A 20,280-nucleotide genomic window follows, 5' to 3' on the forward strand; every position below is an offset into this window, starting at 1 on the left:
CCCTGCCCCAGTGTAGACGCATGCACCGGCCGCAGCCCGTACCGGCCGGCACGGACGTGGCGCTACTTGCTGGAGACGTACTTCTCGCGGCGGATCTGGGGCACCGGCAGGCCGTGTCCCTTCAGCGCCTCGAAGCAGGCATCCACCATGTCCGGATTGCCGCACAGGTAGGCGATGTCGCGCGCGGCATCCGGCGCGAACTCGGCCAGGTGCTGCTGCACATAGCCCTGGCGCACGTCGGGGTGCGGATCGGCCGGCCGCTCGCGCGACAGGCAGGGCACGTAGCGGAAGCCGGGGTGTGCGTCGGCGAAGGCACGGAAGTCGTCGCCGTACAGCAGTTCCGTCGGCGTGCGCGCGCCCTGCAGCAGCACGACCTCGACGCCGCGTTCGGCCATCAGCGCGGCCAGCTGCGGCAGCATCGAGCGGTAGGGCGTCACGCCCGTGCCCGTGGCGATCAGCAGGTAGCGCGCATTGCGGTCGCCGGGCATCAGGCAGAAACGACCGAACGGGCCGCTGGCTTCCACGCGCCCGCCTTCCGGCAGGCCCTCGAACAGGGCGGTCGCCGCACCGCCCGGCACGTAACTGACCGCGATCTCGACCGCTTCGCCCGGCCCCATCGCATGGTCGTGGAGGGTCGCCAGCGAATAGCTGCGCTTGGTGGCGGTGCCGTCGGCGTAGTGGAAGTGCACTTGGATGAACTGCCCGGGGATGAAATCCAGCGGCAGCCCGTCGTCGCGGACGAAGCAGTAGTGGCCCACGCTGGGCGCCAGCATGCGGCGTCCGACGAGTTTCAACGGGAAATGCGCGATCGCCAAGGCGGCTGGAACACTGTGTGGCCCGGGGCGGCCCCGGCGGGACGCCTATAATAAGCGTTCGATTCCCCGGGCGCCGTCGTGGCGCCACAAGGTACCCCATGGCGTCTGCGACAACGGCTTCCGCGGCGGCGCCCGCGCTGGCCATCTCCGACCTGCGCAAGGTCTACGACACCGGCGTGCAGGCCCTCAAGGGCGTGTCGCTGCAGGTCGAGCCCGGCGATTTCTTCGCCCTGCTCGGGCCCAACGGCGCCGGCAAGTCCACGCTGATCGGCGTGGTCAGTTCGCTGGTCAACAAGAGCGGCGGCCAGGTAAGCGTGTTCGGCGTGGACATCGACCGCGACCGCGACGGTGCGATGCGCCTGCTGGGCCTGGTGCCGCAGGAGATCAACTTCAACATGTTCGAGAAGCCGCTCGACATCTGCGTGAACTACGCGGGCTTCTACGGCATCCCGCGCGCCGAGGCGCTGGTGCGGGCCGAAGAGGAACTCAGGCGCGCGCAGCTGTGGGAGAAGGCCAACGTCATGAGCCGCACGCTGTCCGGCGGCATGAAGCGCCGGCTGATGATCGCCCGCGCCATGATGACCCGGCCGAAGCTGCTGATCCTCGACGAACCCACCGCCGGCGTGGACATCGAGATCCGCCGCGGCATGTGGAAGACGCTGAAGGACATCAACGAAGCCGGCACCACCATCATCCTGACCACGCACTACCTGGAAGAGGCCGAGAGCCTCTGCCGCAACCTCGCCATCATCGACCGCGGCGTCATCGTCGAGCAGGGCCCGATGCGGGCGCTGCTGGCCAAACTGGATGTCGAAGGCTTCCTGTTCGACATCGACGGCGAGCTGCCCGCGCAGCTGCCGGTGATCGAAGGCACCACCCTGTCCGCCAGCGACAGCCATACCCTGGACCTGGACATGCCGCGCGCGATGGACCTCAACCGCGTCTTCACCGCCCTGGGCGATGCGGGCATCCGCGTGCGCTCCATGCGTACCAAGAGCAACCGGCTGGAGGAGCTGTTCGTGCGCCTGACCGGCGACGAAGCCGCCGCCAAGCGGGAGCAGGCCGCATGAGCACGACCGACCTGCACTCCGCCGCCAGCACGCCGTTCCGCAAGAACCTGGTGGCGCTGGGCACCATCGTCCGCCGCGAAGTCGCCCGCATCCTGCGCATCTGGGGCCAGACCCTGGTACCGCCGGCCATCACCATGACGCTGTATTTCCTGATCTTCGGCGGCCTGATCGGCAGCCGCATCGGCGACATGGGCGGCTACAGCTACATGGAGTTCATCGTGCCGGGCCTGGTGATGATGAGCATCATCCAGAACAGCTACGGCAACATCAGCTCCAGCTTCTTCGGCGCCAAGTTCGGCCGCCACGTCGAGGAGCTGCTGGTCAGCCCGATGCCGAACTGGGTGATCCTGCTCGGCTACGTGGCCGGCGCCGTGCTGCGCGGGCTGATGGTGGGCGCCATCGTGCTGGTGATCGCCATGTTCTTCACCAAGGTGCGCGTGCCGCACCCGCTGGTGACGATCAGCACCGTGCTGCTGGGCGCGACGATCTTCTCGCTGGCGGGCTTCGTCAACGCCGCGTACGCCAAGAAGTTCGACGACATCGCCATCGTGCCGACCTTCATCCTCACCCCGCTGACCTACCTGGGCGGCGTGTTCTACTCGGTCAAGCTGCTGCCGCCGTGGGCGGAAGCGCTGACCCACGCCAACCCGATCTTCTACATGGTCAACGCGTTCCGCTACGGCCTGCTCGGCACCAGCGACGTGCCGCTGTGGATCGCGTATGCGCTGATGCTGGCCTTCGTGGTCGGCCTGGCCGCGCTGGGCCTGTGGCTGTTGAGGAAGGGCGTGGGACTGCGCAGCTGATGCGGCTGCTCGTGCTCGGCGCCGGTGGCACCGGCGGGTACTTCGGTGGCCGGCTGGCGCAGGCGGGGATCGACGTCAGCTTCCTGGTGCGCCCGGCGCGCGCGGCGCTGCTGCGCGAACGCGGCCTGCGCATCCGCAGTCCGCTCGGCGACGCTGATGTGTCCGCGCAACTGCTGACGGCGGATACGCTGGCGGAGGCCGCCCCGTTCGACCTGGTGCTGCTGAGCTGCAAGGCCTACGACCTGGACAGTGCGATGGACGCCATCGCACCGGCTGTCCACACCGGTGCGCGCGTGCTGCCGCTGCTCAACGGGCTGCGCCACTACGATGCGCTGGACGCGCGTTTCGGATCCGACCATGTGCTCGGCGGTCTGTGCTTCATCAGCGCGACGCTCGGCCAGCAGGGCGAGATCCTGCACCTGGGCACACCGGCGTCGATGACCTTCGGTGAGCGCGCCGGCCAGGCGCCCGATCCGCGCCTGCACGCGCTTGCCGACGCCTGCGCACGGGCGGGCGTCGATCACGCGCACACGGCGGACATCGCGCAGGCGCAGTGGATCAAGTACACCTTCCTCACCGCCCTCGCCGCCGGCACCTGCCTGATGCGCGCGCCGATCGGCACCATCGTCGCGGGCGAGGGGGGTGCGGATGTCATGATCGCGCTGCATGACGAATGCCTGGCCGTGGCCGCCGCGTCCGGACAGCCGGTGCCGGCAACGGCGCAGGCGACCGCACGCGACATCCTGACCGCCGCCGGCTCGCCGATGAAGGCTTCGATTCTGCGCGACCTGGAAGCCGGCCAACGCGTCGAAGCGGCGCACATCGTCGGCGACATGGTCCATCGCGCGGGCCTGCACGGCATCGCCGTTCCCCGCCTGCACACCGCCTGGGTGCACCTGCAGGCCTACGAGCGACTGCGCACCCCATGACGGCGCCCGCGCCTCCGCCGTGGCTGCGGCGGCTGGTCGTGCTGGGCATGGGCTATACCGGTACCCGTCTGGCCGATCGCCTGCGCGCACATGGGGTGGAATGCATCGGTACCTCGCGGACGGCGGCGGACGCGGCCTCGCGGTTGCCCTTCATCGCCGACGCGCCGCTCGATGCGCGCCTGCAGGCGGCGCTCGCGCAAGCCGACGCCGTGCTCGGCTCGATACCACCGGATGCGGAAGGCGATCCGTCGCTGCGTACCGCCGCCGCGGCCCTGGCGGACAACCCCCGCCTGCGCTGGCTCGGCTACCTTTCTTCCACCGGCGTCTACGCCGACCGTCAGGGAGGCGTGGTGGATGAGACGTCCCCTGCCGACGGAACCGATCCGACGGCAGAGGCGCGCCGGCGGGCCGAGGCGCAATGGCAGGCGCTGGCGCAGCGTCGCGGCGTCGCCTGCGGCGTGTTCCGTCTGGCCGGCCTCTACGGACCCGGCCGCAATGCGCTGCGGTCGCTGGCCGACGGCACGGCGCGCCACGTGGTGAAACCGGGCCTGGTGTTCAACCGCATCCACGTGGACGATGCCTGCGATGCGGTGGTCGCGTCGCTGCACCGCACGCGCACCGCCGACGCGATCTACCTGCTGGCCGACACGCTGCCGGCCGCCCCGCAGGACGTGCTGGCCCATGCTGCCGTGCTCAGCGGGCTGCCGCTGCCTCCCGCCCGCCCCTACGACCCGGTGCAGGCGTCGCCCGCGCAGCGGCGCTTCTACGGCAGCTGCAAGCGCATCGACGCCAGCGGGACTTATGAGGCCCTGCACTGGCGCCCCCGTCATCCGAACTACCGGTACGGGCTGGACGCGCTCTGGCAGGCCGGCGAAGGTCGTCCGCCCCGCGCGTGACTCAGCCGCGCGTGGTTTCCGGCAACCGGAAGAACGCGCGCGCCGTCGCCGTCGTCGCGGCGGCGGTGACCTCGATGTCCTCGCCGCGGTCGCGCGCCAGTTCGGCCACGATGTGGGCCAGGTACATCGGCTCGTTGCGGCGGTGCGTGGGCTGCGGCTTCACGGTGCGCGGCAGCAGGTAGGGCGCGTCGGTCTCGATCATCAGCCGGTTCGCCGGGATGTGCTTCACCAGCTCGCGCAGGTGCAGACCGCGGCGCTCGTCGCACAGCCAGCCGGTGATGCCGATGTGCCAGTCCTGGTCCAGGCAGTCGAACAGTTCCTTCTTCGTGCCGGTGAAGCAGTGCACCACCGCAGGGCCGAGCTGGCCGTCGAAGTTCTTCATCATCGCCACGAAGTCGTCGTGCGCGTCGCGCTGGTGCAGGAACAGCGGCTTGCCGGTGTCCACCGCGATCTGCAGCTGCCGCTCGAACGCCCTGCGCTGCGCCGGCCGCGGCGAGAAGTCGCGGAAGTAATCCAGTCCGCATTCGCCCACCGCCACGACTTCCGGGTGCGCATGCAGCGCGCGCATCTCGGCATCGCACTCGTCGGTGTACTCGGTGGCGTGGTGCGGGTGCACGCCGGCGGTGGCGAACAGCTCGCCCGGATGCGCCTGCGCCAGGCGCAGCGCGGTCGGCGAATGTTCGCGGCTGGCGCCGGTGACCACCTGCTGCACCACACCGGCCTCGCGCGCGCGCTGCAGCACCGCGTTGCGGTCGTGGTCGAAACTTTCGTGGGTGAGGTTGGCGCCGATGTCGATGAGATCCATCGTGGCATTTTAGCCGGTGTAAGCGCTGGGTTCTGCGATGTGCGATGTGGGAGCGACGTAAGTCGCGAAGTGGCCTCCGCGGTAGTTCATCGCGACTCACGTCGCTCCCACATCCGTGTGCATGAGTTCGACCAGGAAGGGCTTATCCTTTGCACCGCATGCCATCCCCCACGTTCCCCATCACGCCGCTGTTGCCGGACATCGCCCGCAGCCTGTCCGGGCATCCGCGCCTGGTGCTGGAAGCGCCGCCCGGTGCGGGCAAGACCACGCAGGTGCCGCTGGCGCTGCTCGATGCGCCGTGGCTGCAGGGCCGCAAGATCGTGATGCTGGAGCCGCGCCGCGTGGCCGCACGCGCAGCGGCCGGCTTCATGGCGAAACAGCGGGGCGAAGCGGTGGGCGGCACGGTCGGTTACCGCATCCGTTTCGAGAACAAGGTCGGACCCGACACGCGGATCGAGGTGGTCACCGAAGGCATCCTGACCCGGATGATCCAGGACGATCCGATGCTGGAGAGCGTCGGCGCGATCCTGTTCGACGAGTTCCACGAACGCCACCTCGCCGGCGACCTCGGCCTGGCGCTCGCGCTGGACGTGCAGGCGCAGGTACGCGAGGACCTGCGCATCGTCGTGATGTCCGCCACGCTCGACGGCGAGAAGCTGGCGCGCTTCCTCGATGCGCCACGGTTGAGCAGCGAGGGCCGCAGCTTCCCGGTGCAGGTGTCGCACGTCCCCGCACGTCGAGACGAATCGCAGGAATCCCAAGTGCGCCGCGCCATCGAACAGGCGGTCCAGTCGCATCCCGGCGACGTGCTGGTGTTCCTCCCCGGCCAGCGCGAGATCGCGCGCGTGGAGGCACTGTTGAGCCCCTCTCCCGCCGGGAGAGGGGTTGGGGAGAGGGGCAACGAAGGACGCGATGGTTCCGGCAGCAACGCTGCGCTCGCCCCTCATCCGCCCCCGGATCAGGTCCGGGGCGCGCTTTCCGGGCACCTCCTCCCGAGAGGAGAAGGGAAAGACGATTTCATCGTCCTGGCCCTGCACGGCGACCTGCCGGTGGAAAAGCAGTCCGAAGCGCTGCAGCCCGATCCGCAGGGTCGCCGCCGCGTGGTGCTGGCGACCAACGTGGCCGAATCGTCGGTGACGCTGCCCGGCGTGCGCGTGGTGGTCGACAGCGGACAGGCGCGCGAGCCGTCCTACGATCCGAACAGCGGTTTCTCCCGACTGGAAGTGACGACCATCTCGCAGGCCTCCGCCGACCAGCGCGCCGGTCGTGCCGGCCGTGTCGCCGACGGCTGGGCCTACCGCCTGTGGCCGCAATCGCAGCGCCTGGACCCGCAGCGGCGGCCGGAGATCGCGCTGGTCGAGCTCGGTGCGCTGGCATTGGAACTGGCCGCGTGGGGCAGCGACGATCTGCGTTTCGTCGATGCGCCGCCGCCGGGCGCCATGAATGCGGCCCGCGATCTGCTGCGCCGCCTCGGCGCACTGACGTCGACGAATGCCATCACGCCGCTGGGCAAGCGCATGCTCGCGCTCGGCACGCATCCGCGGCTCGCGGCGATGCTGCTGTCGGCAGGCGAGGGCGAGGACCGCGCGCTCGCCTGCGATCTTGCCGCGCTGGTCGAAGCGCGCGATCCGCTGCGGATGGGCGGCGATGCGCTGGCTGCGCGCTGGCGTGCGCTGGCGGCGTTCCGCAGCGGCCGCGCGCCACAGGACGTGAACCGGTCCGGCCTGGCCGCGATCGACGCCGCCGCGAAGCAGTGGCGCCGCCGCGTGCGTGAGCATGCAGCACCGCCATCGTCCGTTGAAGCGCATCGCCTGGGCGACGTGCTGATGCATGCGTTTCCGGACCGCATCGGCTTCCGGCATCCGCAGGACGCACGCCGCTACCTGCTCGCGAACGGGCGCAGTGCGCGGCTGTTCGACGACAGCGCGCTGGTGGGCGAACCCTGGATCGTCGTCAGCGAACTGCGGCACGAGAACCGCGACGCCCTGGTGCAGCGGGGAGCGCCGGTGGACGAGCAGCGCCTGCGCCGCGACTTCGCCGACCGCTTCGTCACCGAAGACACGGTGCGCTGGGATGCCTCGCGCCGCGCGTTGTCCGCGCAACGCGAATCGCGCTTCGACCAGATCGTCTTCGACGCGCGCCCTGCCGGCCGCGTCGATCCCGCGCTCGCCGCCGCCGCGTTGACCGACGCGGTGCGCGATCTCGGCCTGGACGCGCTGTCGTGGCCCGAGTCGCTGCAGCAATGGCGCGAACGCGTGCGCTGCCTGCGCGAGTGGATGCCGGATCTCGGCCTGCCCGACCTGTCCGACGACGCGCTGATCGCCACGCTCGACGACTGGCTGAAGCCGGCCTTCGCCGGCAAGACACGGCTCGATGCGCTGGAGGAGGACGAGCTGGCCAACGCGCTGAAGTCGGGCATGGAGTGGTCGCTCCGGCAGCGCATCGATCAGCTGGCGCCGGTGCGTATCAGCGTGCCGTCCGGGATGGAGCGCCGCATCGAATACACGCACGGCCAACCGCCGGTGCTGGCGGTGAAGCTGCAGGAGCTGTTCGGCCTGGCCGACACACCGCGCGTGGCCGACGGTCGCGTGCCGGTGCTGCTGCACCTGCTGTCGCCCGGCGGCAAACCGTTGCAGGTGACCTCGGACCTGCGCAACTTCTGGAACTCGACCTACGCCGAGGTAAAGAAGGAGATGAAGGGGCGGTATCCGAAGCATCCGTGGCCCGACGACCCGTGGAGCGCCCAGGCGACCCATCGGGCGAAGCCGCGCGGTACGTAGCGCGTCGTTATCGCCTGCCGCGGCGGCGGCGCACCCATTACGTTCGCGGCGGTTTCCCCTCGGCGGCGGGCACCGCATGCCGATGCGTGTCTTCTTTGCGCGTGGCCGCGTCGGCCGAAACGCTTAGACTCTTCCGTCTTCACCCTTGCCTGTCGCCATGACCGCTCCCGTCCCGATGCTGCACGACGCCGCCTTCATGCCGTTCCGGCTGGACGCCGTCGGCAGGCGGATGCTGTTCGTGCGGCTCGACCGCACGCAACGTGCGCGGGCCGCCTTCCTGGATGAGCGGGCGTTGGCCGACAAGCCCCAGGGTGGCTGGGTGCCACTGGACGCGCTGCCGCCGCTGACCGGCGCGCCGCCCGGATGCCATTTCCTGTTCCACATCGGCCATTGCGGCTCCACGCTGCTCAGTCGGTTGCTGGCCGAACATCCGCAGACCCAGGTGTTGCGGGAACCGCTGACGTTGCGGGGACTGGCGGAGCATCAACGCGATGCCGGCCTGCCGGAAGGCCGCTTTTCCCGCGACGAATGGCAGGCGTTGCTGCACGACACCGTGGGCCGGCTGGCGCGACCGCTCGCACCGGACCGGCATTGCATCATCAAGGCGACCAGCAGCTGCAACAGCCTGGTGTCGCCGTTGCTGGCCGCGTTTCCTGGCGCCCGCGCGATCTTCATGGACATGCCGCTGCGGCCCTATCTGGCCACGGTGCTGAAATCGCCTGACTCCGTGCGCGACGCGCTCACCACCGCGCCCGCACGGCTGGCGTGGCTGCGCGAGCGTGTCGGGGACGATGCGGCATTGCAGCTCCATCGCCTGACGCTGTCGCAGCAGTGCGCCATGGTGTGGTTGGCCGAGCATGCGCGCCGCAAGGCCTTGCAGGCGGGTCCGGAGGGCGATCGCGTGCTGCACGTGGATTTCGAGCGACTGCTGGAAACCCCGGAGTCCACGCTGGAGGCGATTGCCGGACATCTCGGCTGGGATGCCGCCTGGATCGGTGCGGCGAAGACGTCATCCGCGTGGGCACGCTATTCCAAGGCCCCGCAGCACGGCTACAGCGTGGAGGATCGGCGCCACGACCTGGAGCGCTCGCTTGGCCTGCACCGGGAGGCCATCGTCGACGCGGAAGCCTTCGTCAGCACGTTGCAGCAACGGCATCCGTCGCTGGCCTGAGGCGTGTCGCGCGCGTCAGGTATCGGCCCACATGCGGAACAGGTTGGTCCTTAGCGATTCCAGCAGCACCCGCTGGCGTGCGTTGGCGGGATCGGCCAGCGAACGCGCTTCCTCGATCTGCGCCAGCAGCTCGCGGCGCGATACGTCCGCCACCCAGCTCTGCAGCCAGGTGATCGCCGCGATGCGGATACCCTGCGTCACCGGTGCGACCTGGTGTACCGTCGTCGACGGATACAGCAGTGCATCGCCGGCCTGCAGCTTGTAGCTCAGTTCCTGCGAACCGAGCTGGATGGTCAGTTCGCCGCCCTGGTACTCGGACGGGGGATTCAGGAAGACCGTGCACGACAGGTCGCTGCGCATCGGCGGCGTGGACGGGAACAACGCCTCGTCCACGTGCCATCCGTACGTCATGCCCGGCTCGTAACGGACCACGGTCGTGCGCGCCATCTGTCGTGGCTGTCCGAACAGGCGCACATCGGCATGGCGCATCAGCGCGTTGCGGGCGATCTCGGCGATGCGCGCGTTCGCGGGATCGTCGACCGGCGCCTGCAGGTTGCGCTTTACCGTGGACGCCTGGTTGGTGATGCGGCCATCGGCAAACCGCACCTGCGGGATGAGCTCACGCACCGTCGCCAGCTCGCCCGCGTTGAGGATGTTCGGCAGCACATGGATCATGCGCCATGATCGCCGTTCAGCATTCGGTGGGCAACCGTGGCACGGAATGACGCGACGTAAACACCGCGACGGGGACACTGTCCCGGTCAACAGACCCTAGGGGCAATGAACATGAGCAAGCTGACCACCATCACCGACCGCGCCCTCGAGCTGGCCAGCCAGGCGGGCACCAGCCTCAAGCATGCCGTGCCGAGCGCGGACAAGCTGCTGCAGACCGGTGCCGCGCTGGGCGTCGCCAAGACCGGCGGCCGGCTCGCCGTGGGCTTCGTGCGCCGCAATCCGGCCGTCGCTGTCGCCACCGGCATCGGTGTCGGTCTGCTGGCGCTGGTGGCCTACCGCAAGCGCAAGCAGGAGCAGGCCACGGGCCCGATCGAAGGGAAGTCCCGTCGCGTCGAGGCGCGCAAGGTCAACGGCACGTCCAGGACGTCCACCGCACGCAAGACCGGTACGCCGCGCAAGCCGCGCAGCACCGCCCGTTCCACCGAGAGCTGATCCGTCGCCATCCGCGCGGCCTGCGTCAAAGCGGGCGCCAGGTACCGGGCGCCAGGTCGCCCAGCCGCGTGTGGCCCATGGCGGCACGCACCAGCCGCAGGGTGGGCAACCCGACGGCGGCGGTCATGCGCCGGACCTGACGGTTGCGGCCTTCGGTGATCGTCACCGACAGCCACGCGTCCGGCACGGTCTTGCGGGAGCGTACGGGCGGGTCGCGTGGCCACAAGGCGGGCACCGGATCGAGCCGTTCGACCTGTGCCGGCCGCGTCGGCCCATCGTTCAATGCCACGCCGCGCCGCAGCGCCTCCAGGTGCTCTTCCGTCGGCGTGCCTTCCACCTGCACCCAGTAGGTCTTCGGCTGCTTGTGGCGCGGATCGGTCAGCCGATGCGCCAGCGCGCCGTCGTCCGTCAGCAGCAGCAGGCCTTCGCTGTCGTAGTCCAGTCGCCCCGCCGCATACACGCGGGGCGGCAGACCGAATTCCGCCAGCGTCCGCCTTGGCGGATCGCTGCGGTCGGTGAACTGGCAGAGCACGTTGAAGGGCTTGTTGAACGCGATCAGCACGCGCGGCAGTCCGGCAGTCGAAGACGACACGCATTGCAACGCCAATGCCGTGTCGCGTAAAGCCTTCAGGTTGCGGGTGTCGGCGGCGGGGTGTCGGGCGATGCGGCTGCACGGGTCCTTCCGCGCGCCATCGCCTCGAACACGCCATCGCGGCGCACCCAGGCATGGTGCAGCGCCGCCGCCACGTGCAGCAGGATCAGCGCGAACAGCGCATAGCCCACCCAGCCGTGTGCCTGCCGCAGCAGGCTGTACAGCACAGGATCGTGCGGCAGGATCGGTGGCAGCGAGAACGACGCCGTCATGCGCACCGGGTAGCCGCCTGCCGACAGCATTGCCCAGCCGAGCAACGGCATCGCCAGCATCGCGGCGTACAACGCCACATGCGACGCCTTCGCGGCGAACGCCTGCGCGCGGGAGAGCGAGGCCGGCAGCGGCGGCGGCGGATGACGCCAGCGGTGCAGCATGCGGATCGCCGCCAGCACCAGCAGCGCCATGCCCAGCGGGCGGTGCAGGTCGATCAGCAGCGGCCGCAGTTCCAGCGACGCGACCATGCCCACGCCTATGAACAGCATGGCCAGGATCAGCACCGCCATGCTCCAGTGCAGCGCGCGCGCGAACGCGTCGAAATGACCGTGCCGGTTCATCGCGTCGCCTCCGTCGTCTTCGTGTCCGTCGGTGTCGCGATCTGGCCGCGGGCGGTTTCGCGTTCGCGCCGGTTGAACGACACGCTGTAGGCCGCCGCGCGCGCGGCCAGGATCGGATCGCCCGACAGGGCGATGCCGTCCGGCACGACCGTCGGGTCATAGTTGACGTCCCGGCAGGCACCGGCGTCCTGCGGCTCGCTGCGGTCCAGCACCAGCGTGCCGACGACATGTTGCGGACGCGACGCCGGCCATGGCTGCGAAGGATCGTCGACCGGATCGCCCTCGGCCGCCTCGGTCACCACCAGGTCCCAGCGCACTGGGCCCCGCGCGAGCCTGGCCTGCAGCTCGCCCTGCAGGTAGTCCGCCTCGGCCTGCTGGCGCGTTGTGTCGGCCAGCGGCTGGAACGGCGCTTGGGGCCGCATCGACCACCGCACGAACCGCGAGCGGCCCTGCGCGTCGATGAAGCGGAAGGCATTCACGCCGTTGTACTCGGTATTCGCCCAGCTGTCCGACCAGGGCGCGGACTTCGCCCAGGCCTGGAAGCGCGCGGCTTCCGGATACTGCGCCAGGAACGCCGCCATCTTCGCCGGGTCGGGCTTGCCGGTGGCCGGGTCGGGTCGCGACGCCAGCATCTGCGCACGGAAGCCCGCCGTCGTGGCGACGGCGAAGAACGGGAAGCTGTTCATCGCCATTCGCCATTCCTGTCCGTCGTCGGTGCGCAGTGCCAGCGCCAGGCTGCGCACGCGCGCCTGCGCCTCGGCACCGAACGGATCGGCGCCGCCGATCGACAGGCGCCCGCTCACCGGCGTGCGGGGCTGGTCGAAGACGCGGGCCCGCGACAGCGCGGCGGCCTGCGCAGTGGGCACGAAATGACCGGCGACGCAGACGCCCCTGCTGTGCGCACGCCGGAACCCCGGATAGGGTTTGCCGTTCTCGATGTCGTCCACCAGCCGCGGCGCGGTGAGGCGGGCGGACGGACCGATCCAGCCCGCCACCCAGGCGAAGGCCAGCGACAGGGCCAGGACCAGGCCGGCGATGACGGCCCAGGCGCGCCAGGGGCGGGGCGGCGGCGCGGGCGAGGAGGGATCGTCGGCGAGGGGTGGCATGGGCGTTCCTGTGGCGTGGGATGCGGGTGGGACGCGCGGGCGCCGGCTTTATTCCCCGGGTTGGGCGTATCCCGCCAGAGCGTACCGGGAACGGGAATAATCGGATGCGTGGTACGTCCTACCCCTGTTACCGCAACGACCGGCCCATGCCCGCCCGACCGCCCCGCCTGGATGACGAGACCCTGCACGCGCTGATTCCGCGCCTGCGCCGGTTCGCGCGCTCGCTGGCGTCCGACGCCGCGGCGGCCGACGATCTGGTGCAGGCGGCGCTGGAGCGTGCATTGACGCGCGGCGCCGACCTGCGCGATCCGGCGGCCCTGCAGACCTGGCTGTTCTCGGTGCTGTACCGCATCTTCGTCGACGAGCGTCGGCGTGCGGCGCGATGGAAGCGCATCGCGCGGCTGTTCTCGGCCGAGGACGACGCCTCGCCGCCCACCCCCGAGCAGGTGTTCGACGCGCGCACCTCGCTGGCCGGCTTCGGCGGCCTGACGACCGAGCAGCGCGCGTTGCTGATGCTGGTCAGCGTGGAGGGACTGGCCTACCGCGAGGCCGCCGAGGCGCTGGGCATCCCGGTGGGCACGGTGATGTCGCGCCTGTCGCGCGCGCGCCAGGCGCTGCGCGCGATGCAGGAGGAAACGCCGCCCACGTCTGCCCTGAAGGCCTTGCGATGAACATCAAGCCCCTGCACGACGCACCGACGGACGACGAACTGCACGCGTACGTGGACGGCCGCCTCGATCCCGCACGCCGCGCGGCCATCGTCGCCTGGCTCGACGCACATCCCGGACGCGCCGCCGAGGTGGATGCCTGGAAGCGGGATGCCGAACGCCTGCGCGCGCTGTCGGCGAACCCCGAGCGCTGGCCGGCGAATGCGGCGCTGATGCCCGCGCTGATACGGCGCGGCCTGCGGGCGCGACGCCGCAGGCGCCTGGGCATCGCCGCCTCCTGGGTATTGGCCTTCGTCATCGGCGGCGGTGCCGGCTGGCAGATGCGCGACCTGCGCCCGGCGCCGTCGGCCCTGCCCATGGCGGACGCGGTGGCCGCGTACCGCCAGTTCGCCGAGGCCGATGCGCCGCCGATGGAATTCGACCCGGCCCGCGCGGACGACCTGCAACGCTGGCTGCTGCGCCACTTCGGCGAGGCCGGACGGGTGCCCGATCTCAGCCAGGCCGGTTACCGGTGGATGGGGGGCCGCCTGCTGTCCACCGAACAGGGCGCCGCCGCCATGCTGGTCTACCAGGACGGCTCGGGCGCACGGGTGGGCTTCTATCTGCGGCCGCGTGGCCGGCTGGCGGGCGAGGGGCAGCGCCGCGACGGCGATCTGCTGGCGCAGTACTGGTCGCACCGCGACACCAGCTTCGCGCTGGTCAGCGATGCCGCCGACGTCGCGGCGCGCGCGCTGCCAAACCTGCTGGACAACGGGTGATCGCAGGTGCGGCCCGACCGGGGCCGCACCTGCCGGGACTCAACGCGGTTTCACGAACCGCAGCGTCATGCGGTCGCTCTCGCCGATGGCCTGGTACTTCGCGCGGTCGGCTTCGGGATGGTTGTTGGACGGCGGCAGCGTCCACACGCCGTTCGGATGGTCCTTGGTGTCCTTCGGGTTGGCGTTGACCTCGCTCTTCGCGTCGAGGCGGAAGCCGGCCGCTTCCGCCAGCGCGATCACCTGCGCCTCGCTGACGTAGCCGCTCTTGTCGTCGGCCGGCACGTCCCGGTTCGCGCGGTGTTCCACCACGCCCAGCACCCCACCCGGCTTCAGCACCTCGAAGAAACCCTTGAACATGCCCTCCGCCTGGTTGGCGCTGCGCCAGTTGTGCACGTTGCGGAAGGTCAGCACGACATCCGCAGACCCTGCGGCGCCGAACACCGGCGCGGCGGGGTCGTACTTCACCGTCGCCGCCTTGTCGAACTGCGCCGGCGCGTCGGTGAACTTCTTCTGCAGGCCGTCCACGCTGCGCTGGTAATAGCCACGGCTCTTCTCCGGGGCGGACGCCGGATCCACCACCGCGGCCACGTACCGTCCGCCGTTCTTCAGGTACGGCGCCAGCACTTCCGCATACCAGCCGCCGCCGGGCGTGATCTCCACGACGGTCTGCGTCGGCGTCACGCCGAAGAACGACAGCGTTTCCTTCGGGTGGCGGTAAGCGTCGCGCGCCACGTTCTTGGGATCGCGCCAGTCGCCCTTCAGGGTGGCGTCCAGTGCGGCGGCGTCAGCCGCGGTCAGTGCGTGCGCGGTGCCGGCCGGTTTGGCAGGCGAGGCGGCGAACGAAGGCGTGGAGGCAGCGAATGCAGCCACCAGCGCCAGGGACAGCGGAACAATGCGGATCGTCATGCGTCAGCCCTCCAGAAAGGTGGGCGGAGCCTAGCACGCAGCATGTTCAGGGGGCATGGCGATCACCGCGCACGCGGCACGCTTCATCGCATCCGCACGTGCGGTCGCTAGACTGCAGCGCAATCGTCGACACCGGAGCCGCGACATGGTCCACCCTGATGGAGAACGCAACACGCGCATCGTGCTGGCCGCACGCCCGCAGGGCGAGCCGACGGCCGACGACTTCCGCCTGGAACACGCGCCCGTGCCCGAACCCGCGGAGGGCCAGGTGCTGCTGCGCAACCGCTATCTGTCGCTGGATCCGTACATGCGCGGCCGCATGAACGCAGGGCGTTCGTACGCCAAGCCGGTGGAGATCGGCGAGGTGATGGACGGCGGCACGGTGTCGGAAGTGATCCACTCGCGGCATCCAGACCTGAAGGCCGGCGATCTCGTGCTGGCGCATGGCGGCTGGCAGACCCACGCCATCGCCGACGGCCGCCTGCTGAAGCGCAGGCTGGATGGGTCGGTCGCGCCACTGACCACTGCGCTCGGCGTCTACGGCATGCCGGGCTTCACCGCCTACGTCGGGCTGCACGAAATCGGCAAGCCGCAGCCCGGCGAGACGGTGGTGGTCGCCGCCGCCAGCGGACCGGTCGGCGCCACCGTCGGCCAGATCGCGAAGCTGCAGGGCGCGCGTACGGTCGGCATCGCCGGCGGTGACGCCAAGCGCGCCTATCTGCGCGACGAACTGGGCTTCGACATGGCGCTGGACCATCGCGCGCCGGACTTCGCCGCGCAGTTGCGGGCCGCGTGCCCGGACGGCATCGACGTCTACTTCGAGAACGTCGGCGGCGCCGTGTTCGACGCCGTGGTACCGCTGCTCAACGATTTCGCCCGCATCCCGGTCTGCGGACTGGTCGCGCACTACAACGACACCGCGTTGCCGCCCGGACCCGACCGCATGCCGTGGCTGATGAGCCAGATCCTGACCCGCCACCTCACCGTGCGCGGGTTCATCCAGCACGATTTCATCGCGCTGTACCCGCAGTTCCTGTGCGAGATGGGAGCGTGGCTGTCCGAGGGCAAGATCCGCTACCGCGAGGACCTCGTGGAAGGCCTGGAGAACGCACCGCACGCGCTGATCGGGCTGTTGCGCGGGGAGAACTTCGGCAAGGTGGTGGTGAAGCTGTAGAGCGTCATGCACGCGAAGGCGGGGATCCAGTGCCTCTAGTTTCACGAAAGTCGCTGGGTTCCCGCCTTCGCGGGAATGACGGAGAAGCGGTATCCGCAGTTCGTGCCCGAGATGGGCGGCTGTCTTGCGGGCGAGAGGTCCGCTGATGCGAGAGCCTCGTGCAGGGTCGGGAGAATGCGCCGCGCGCATTGATCGGACTGCCGCGCGGGGAGAGCGTCCGCGAGGTGGCGGTGAAACTGCAGATCGGCATCCCCGCGCAGGCGGGGATCCAGCGACACGAACGCGCGAAAGCAAAGGTACGGGGGTGTCGCCTCCGTGGAAATGACGACGGCTGGGTGCAAAGATCGGCAACCCGGTTCCTGTCAGCGCTCGATGCCGTTCTCGGCTTCGTACTTCTGCATCGTCGCGATGGCGTCCAGCATGTACGCGTACCACGCTTGCTCGACATCGCCCAGCGGTCCGATCAGGCGTTCGAAGTCGGGTGTCGATGCGCCACGGGAAAGCAACTGCTTGTAGGCGGCTGCATGCCTGCCGTTCTCGTAGTGGAACAGGAAGTGGGTCAGGCCCCAATAGTGCAGGTAGTAGAGATTGACGTGCCGGTCGATGCCGGGCCCCCGGCCTTCCAGCAGGTCGCGCAACGGGATGAAGCGAGCCTCAGCGATGTCTGTGTGCAGGCTGCCCGTCAGCTTCATCCGTGACAACCACCAGATCGGATAAGTGTCGGGATCGCTGCGCCCCGGCGTCAGCACGCCATCCTGGAGCCAGCTCGCGCCCAGGTAGCCGGCGACACCCTCGTTGGCCCATGCGGGCAGTCGCCAGCCGGCGACCTCGGTGTTCAACTGGTGCACCGCCTCGTGCAGCATCCAGTGATACGGATTCTGCCTTCCGCCGCCGTAGTAGGCGTAGCAGGCCGGCCGCAGGTAGTACGCCTCGGCCCACGGCCGGCTGCGGTTGTTGCGCTGGAACTCTTCGCGATCGGCGTACAGCACCAGCGTGAGCGGTCGGCCCGAAGGGCGGACCTGGTCGGCGAACAGCGCCATGTAGGCTGCATGGAGGCCCTCGACCGCGTCGGCCACCTGTTGCGTCTGCGCCGGGGTGGCGGTGCTGTGCACGCGGTAATGCGCTGTCTGCAGCAGCGTCGCCGCCACCGGTATGTGCGCAGCCGGTGCGTGAGCGGGTGAGGCAAGCGATTCGGGACGCGTGCGCTGCCATGCGATTACGGCGAGGGCCAGCGCCAGCAGCGCCATCGATGCACCAATGAGCGCGGCACGACGCGTCATGCCTTGCTCGGCACCGGCAGGCTGACATGCATCAGCGTGGGATCGTCGGGATCCAGCTTCACGCGGAAGCCGAGGCTCTCGCACATCGCCAGCATGGTGCGGTTCTCGCGCAGTACCTGGCCTTCGATGGTCTTCAGGCCCTGCCACTGCGCGTACTCGATCATGATCCGCATCAGCTTCCAGCCGATGCCGTGCCCCTTGAGGTCCGAGCGCACCAGGATGCCGTACTCGCCCGTCTCGTAGTTGGCGTCGGCATGCAGGCGCACGGCGCCGAGCATTTCGTGCGTGTCCGGATGCACGGCGACCAGGGCGATCGAACGCGCGTAGTCGAGCTGGGTGAGGCGGGCGATGAACTCGTGGCTGAAATGGCGCACCGACTGGAAGAAGCGCAGGCGCAGGTCGTCGTCGGTCACGTGGGTGAAGAACGCGCGGAACATCGCGTCGTCTTCCGGCCGCACCGGTCGCACCAGCGCGGATTGACCGTCGGCGAGTTCGATGGTCCGTTCCCATTCGGTCGGATACGGGAAGATCGCGAAGCGCGGATGGCCGCGGCCCTTGTGCAATGCGCGACCGCGCGCCACGGCGATGCGTGCATCGACGGCGACCACGCCGTCACGGTCGGCCAGCAGCGGATTGATGTCGAGCTGCTGGATCTCCGGGATATCGGCGGCCAGTTGCGCCAGCTTCACCAGCACCAGTGCGACCGCGCGCTCGTCGGCGGCCGGCACGTCGCGGTAGGCCTTCAGCACGCGCGAGACGCGCGTGCGTGCGATCAGCTCGTGCGCCAGCCGCAGGTCCAGCGGCGGCAGGGCGACGGCCTGGTCGTTGATGACTTCCACCGCCGTACCGCCCCGGCCGAATGCGATGACCGGGCCGAACACCGGATCGTCGGCGATGCCGGCGATCAGTTCGCGCGCCTTCGGCCGCAGCAGCGTCGGTTGCACCATCACGCCTTCGATGCGGGCATCCGGGCGGCGTTCGCGCGCGCGCTGCAGGATGCCGGCCGCCGCCTCGCGTACGGCATTCGCGTGCGGCAGGTTGAGGCGTACGCCATCCACGTCCGACTTGTGCGGGATGTCGGGCGACAGGATCTTCACCGCCACCGTCATGCCGTCGGCCAGCAGCGGCGCGGCGATGCGTGCGGCATCGTCGGGATCGACCGCGCGCCAGACCGGCGCCATCGGAATGCCGTAGGCGGCGAGCAGCTGCGTGGTGGCCAGTGGATCCAGCCATGCGTGGCCGGCGTCCAGCGCCGCATCGACCAGCGCGCGGGCCTTGCCGACATCGGGGCTGAAATCCTCCGGAAGGCTGGGCGGCGTCTCCATCAGCGCGGCCTGCACCTCGCGATGGCGGACCAGGTGCATGAAGCCGGCCACCGCGTCCGACTCGTTCGGATAGCGCGGGATCTGCGCGGCATCGAGCAGCGCTTCGGCCTGCGGGTCGTTGCCCAGCCAGACGGTGAACACGGGCTTGCGCGCGCCATGCGCGGGGCGCTGCGACAGCACACGGGTGACCGCATGTGCCGCTTCCGACGACGACGACAACACCGTCGGCACGTTGACCGCGAGCAGCGCATCGTTCTCCGGATCGGCGAGCAGGGCTTCGATCGTCGCGGCGTAGCGGTCGGCGTCGATGTCGGTCAGCAGGTCGACCGGATTGGTCCGCGACCACCCCACCGGCAGCAGGCGGTCCAGGGTGTCGCGCGTGGCCTCCGACAGCGTCGCCAGCGTGCCGCCCTGTTCGTACAGATGGTCGACCGACAGCGCACCCACGCCGCCGCCGTTGGTGAGGATGGCGAGTCGTCGCCCCTGGAACGGACGCACCTGGCCCAGGGTGCGCGCCGCCGCGAACAGCTCGTGCAGCGAGCGCACGCGCAGCAGGCCGGCGCGCCGGAACGCGGCGCCGTAGACGGCGTTCGGCTTGGCCAGGTTCTGTGTGTGCGTGCTGCCGGCCGGCGTGACCCGCACCGGCAGGCCATGGCCGGACTTCACCACGACGACGGGCTTGGTGCGCGCAGCCGCGCGCGCGGCCGACATGAATTTGCGCGCATCGCGGATGGCTTCCACGTACAGCAGGATCGCGCGCGTACGATGGTCGGTGGCGAAGTAGTCCAGCAGGTCGGCGAAGTCGACGTCCAGTGCATCGCCCAGCGACACCACGGCGGAGAAGCCGACCGGCTGGCTCATGCTCCATTCGACGAGGCCGCCGGAAATCGCGCCCGACTGCGAGATCAGCGCCAGGTCGCCCGCTTTCGGGAAGCGGCTCGCCAGGCTGGCGTTGAGGCGCGCATGCGGCGCGATCACGCCCAGGCAGTTCGGACCCAGCACGCGCAGGCCCTTCTCGCGCGTCAGGATTTCCAGCTGCGCGGCAGGCGAGCCCGGCCCGTTGCCCATCGCGGCGGTCAACACCACGACGGCCGCGGCGCCCTTCTCCGCGGCTTCGGCGGCCAGCGACGGAACCGTGGCCGCGGGCGTGGCGATCACCACCAGGTCGGGCGTCCACGGCAGGTCGCGCAGGTGGCGTGCGATGGTGACGCCGTCCATCGGCGTCGGGTGCTTGTTGACCAATCCGATCCGGCCATCGAAGCCGGCGGCCCGCAGGTTCTCCACCACCGCGCGTCCCACCGAACGCGGACGCGACTGGCTGCCGACCACGGCGACGGCGCGCGGGCGGAAGATCGAGTCGAGGCGGTAGGTGCTCATGGCGGGAAGGCGGTCTCCACGTGGCGGCTAGGGTAACGCGCGGC

19 protein-coding genes are annotated in these 20,280 nt (G+C 70.0%); 10 read left to right on the forward strand and 9 right to left on the reverse strand.

The genetic code is table 11. The features are described 5' to 3' along the window. Positions 1–62: 62 nt before the first annotated feature. Entirely contained in the window at positions 63–815 is a 753-nt protein-coding gene (locus tag VGN58_RS17675) for a ferredoxin--NADP reductase (protein ID WP_327484479.1), read from the reverse strand. A 98-nt stretch (positions 816–913) separates the two neighbouring features. Here VGN58_RS17675 and VGN58_RS17680 point away from each other — a divergent pair, with 98 nt between their 5' ends. The 4 genes from VGN58_RS17680 to VGN58_RS17695 are packed head-to-tail and all read left to right on the forward strand — an operon-like array spanning position 914 to position 4,513. Beyond that, the gene (locus tag VGN58_RS17680) at positions 914–1,885 is read left to right on the forward strand and encodes an ABC transporter ATP-binding protein (protein WP_327484480.1); all 972 of its coding nucleotides are present in this window, start codon (positions 914–916) and stop codon (positions 1,883–1,885) included. After that, positions 1,882–2,688 carry an ABC transporter permease gene (locus VGN58_RS17685; protein ID WP_327484481.1) on the forward strand — a complete coding sequence of 269 codons (807 nt, stop codon included), beginning with the start codon at positions 1,882–1,884 and terminating at the stop codon, positions 2,686–2,688. The genes VGN58_RS17680 and VGN58_RS17685 overlap by 4 nt, the downstream gene beginning before the upstream one ends. Continuing rightward, entirely contained in the window at positions 2,688–3,617 is a 930-nt protein-coding gene (panE, locus tag VGN58_RS17690) for a 2-dehydropantoate 2-reductase (RefSeq protein WP_327484482.1), read from the forward strand. The genes VGN58_RS17685 and panE overlap by 1 nt, the downstream gene beginning before the upstream one ends. Then, positions 3,614–4,513, forward strand: coding sequence for an NAD-dependent epimerase/dehydratase family protein (locus tag VGN58_RS17695; RefSeq protein ID WP_327484483.1), 900 nt, complete (start codon positions 3,614–3,616; stop codon positions 4,511–4,513). Before panE ends, VGN58_RS17695 begins: the two co-directional genes overlap by 4 nt. Before the next feature lies 1 nt (position 4,514). On the opposite strand, the gene VGN58_RS17700 is transcribed toward VGN58_RS17695, so the two are convergent. Then, positions 4,515–5,318 carry a TatD family hydrolase gene (locus VGN58_RS17700; protein WP_327484484.1) on the reverse strand — a complete coding sequence of 268 codons (804 nt, stop codon included), beginning with the start codon at positions 5,316–5,318 and terminating at the stop codon, positions 4,515–4,517. Positions 5,319–5,476: 158 nt separating this feature from the next. On the opposite strand from VGN58_RS17700, the gene hrpB reads away from it, so the two are divergent. After that, entirely contained in the window at positions 5,477–8,098 is a 2,622-nt protein-coding gene (hrpB, locus tag VGN58_RS17705) for an ATP-dependent helicase HrpB (RefSeq protein ID WP_327484485.1), read from the forward strand. A 157-nt stretch (positions 8,099–8,255) separates the two neighbouring features. After that, positions 8,256–9,269, forward strand: coding sequence for a sulfotransferase (locus VGN58_RS17710; RefSeq protein WP_327484486.1), 1,014 nt, complete (start codon positions 8,256–8,258; stop codon positions 9,267–9,269). 15 nt (positions 9,270–9,284) lie between these two features. On the opposite strand, the gene VGN58_RS17715 is transcribed toward VGN58_RS17710, so the two are convergent. Beyond that, complete coding sequence (locus VGN58_RS17715; protein ID WP_327484487.1) at positions 9,285–9,944, reverse strand: Fe2+-dependent dioxygenase; 660 nt, start codon at positions 9,942–9,944, stop codon at positions 9,285–9,287. A 111-nt stretch (positions 9,945–10,055) separates the two neighbouring features. Here VGN58_RS17715 and VGN58_RS17720 point away from each other — a divergent pair, with 111 nt between their 5' ends. Further along, positions 10,056–10,436, forward strand: coding sequence for a hypothetical protein (locus VGN58_RS17720; protein WP_327484488.1), 381 nt, complete (start codon positions 10,056–10,058; stop codon positions 10,434–10,436). Positions 10,437–10,461: 25 nt separating this feature from the next. Here VGN58_RS17720 and VGN58_RS17725 read toward each other — a convergent pair whose 3' ends face one another. From VGN58_RS17725 to VGN58_RS17735, 3 genes are all read right to left on the reverse strand, one after another. Further along, positions 10,462–10,998 (reverse strand): pseudouridine synthase, encoded by a 537-nt coding sequence (locus VGN58_RS17725; protein ID WP_327484694.1) that lies wholly within the window; start codon positions 10,996–10,998, stop codon positions 10,462–10,464. 65 nt (positions 10,999–11,063) lie between these two features. Continuing rightward, positions 11,064–11,642 (reverse strand): cytochrome b, encoded by a 579-nt coding sequence (locus VGN58_RS17730; protein WP_327484489.1) that lies wholly within the window; start codon positions 11,640–11,642, stop codon positions 11,064–11,066. Beyond that, positions 11,639–12,748: a catalase family peroxidase gene (locus VGN58_RS17735; protein WP_327484490.1), complete on the reverse strand. Its 1,110-nt coding sequence runs from the start codon at positions 12,746–12,748 to the stop codon at positions 11,639–11,641. The genes VGN58_RS17730 and VGN58_RS17735 overlap by 4 nt, the downstream gene beginning before the upstream one ends. Before the next feature lie 146 nt (positions 12,749–12,894). Between VGN58_RS17735 and VGN58_RS17740 the strand changes: the two genes are divergently transcribed. Further along, a complete protein-coding gene (locus tag VGN58_RS17740; RefSeq protein WP_327484491.1) occupies positions 12,895–13,419 on the forward strand; it encodes a sigma-70 family RNA polymerase sigma factor in 525 nt (174 codons plus the stop codon). Next, positions 13,416–14,174: an anti-sigma factor gene (locus tag VGN58_RS17745; protein WP_327484492.1), complete on the forward strand. Its 759-nt coding sequence runs from the start codon at positions 13,416–13,418 to the stop codon at positions 14,172–14,174. The genes VGN58_RS17740 and VGN58_RS17745 overlap by 4 nt, the downstream gene beginning before the upstream one ends. Before the next feature lie 39 nt (positions 14,175–14,213). Here VGN58_RS17745 and VGN58_RS17750 read toward each other — a convergent pair whose 3' ends face one another. Further along, entirely contained in the window at positions 14,214–15,080 is an 867-nt protein-coding gene (locus VGN58_RS17750; protein ID WP_327484493.1) for a methyltransferase, read from the reverse strand. Between the two features lie 145 nt (positions 15,081–15,225). Between VGN58_RS17750 and VGN58_RS17755 the strand changes: the two genes are divergently transcribed. Next, a complete protein-coding gene (locus VGN58_RS17755; protein WP_327484494.1) occupies positions 15,226–16,254 on the forward strand; it encodes an NADP-dependent oxidoreductase in 1,029 nt (342 codons plus the stop codon). 362 nt (positions 16,255–16,616) lie between these two features. Here the strand turns inward: VGN58_RS17755 and VGN58_RS17760 are convergent, their stop codons facing one another. Further along, a complete protein-coding gene (locus VGN58_RS17760; protein ID WP_327484495.1) occupies positions 16,617–17,534 on the reverse strand; it encodes a hypothetical protein in 918 nt (305 codons plus the stop codon). Then, positions 17,531–20,236, reverse strand: coding sequence for a bifunctional acetate--CoA ligase family protein/GNAT family N-acetyltransferase (locus tag VGN58_RS17765; RefSeq protein ID WP_327484496.1), 2,706 nt, complete (start codon positions 20,234–20,236; stop codon positions 17,531–17,533). The genes VGN58_RS17760 and VGN58_RS17765 overlap by 4 nt, the downstream gene beginning before the upstream one ends. Between the last annotated feature and the right edge of the window lie 44 nt (positions 20,237–20,280).

It is taken from the genome of Pseudoxanthomonas sp. (assembly GCF_035999195.1).
GTDB lineage: Bacteria > Pseudomonadota > Gammaproteobacteria > Xanthomonadales > Xanthomonadaceae > Pseudoxanthomonas_A.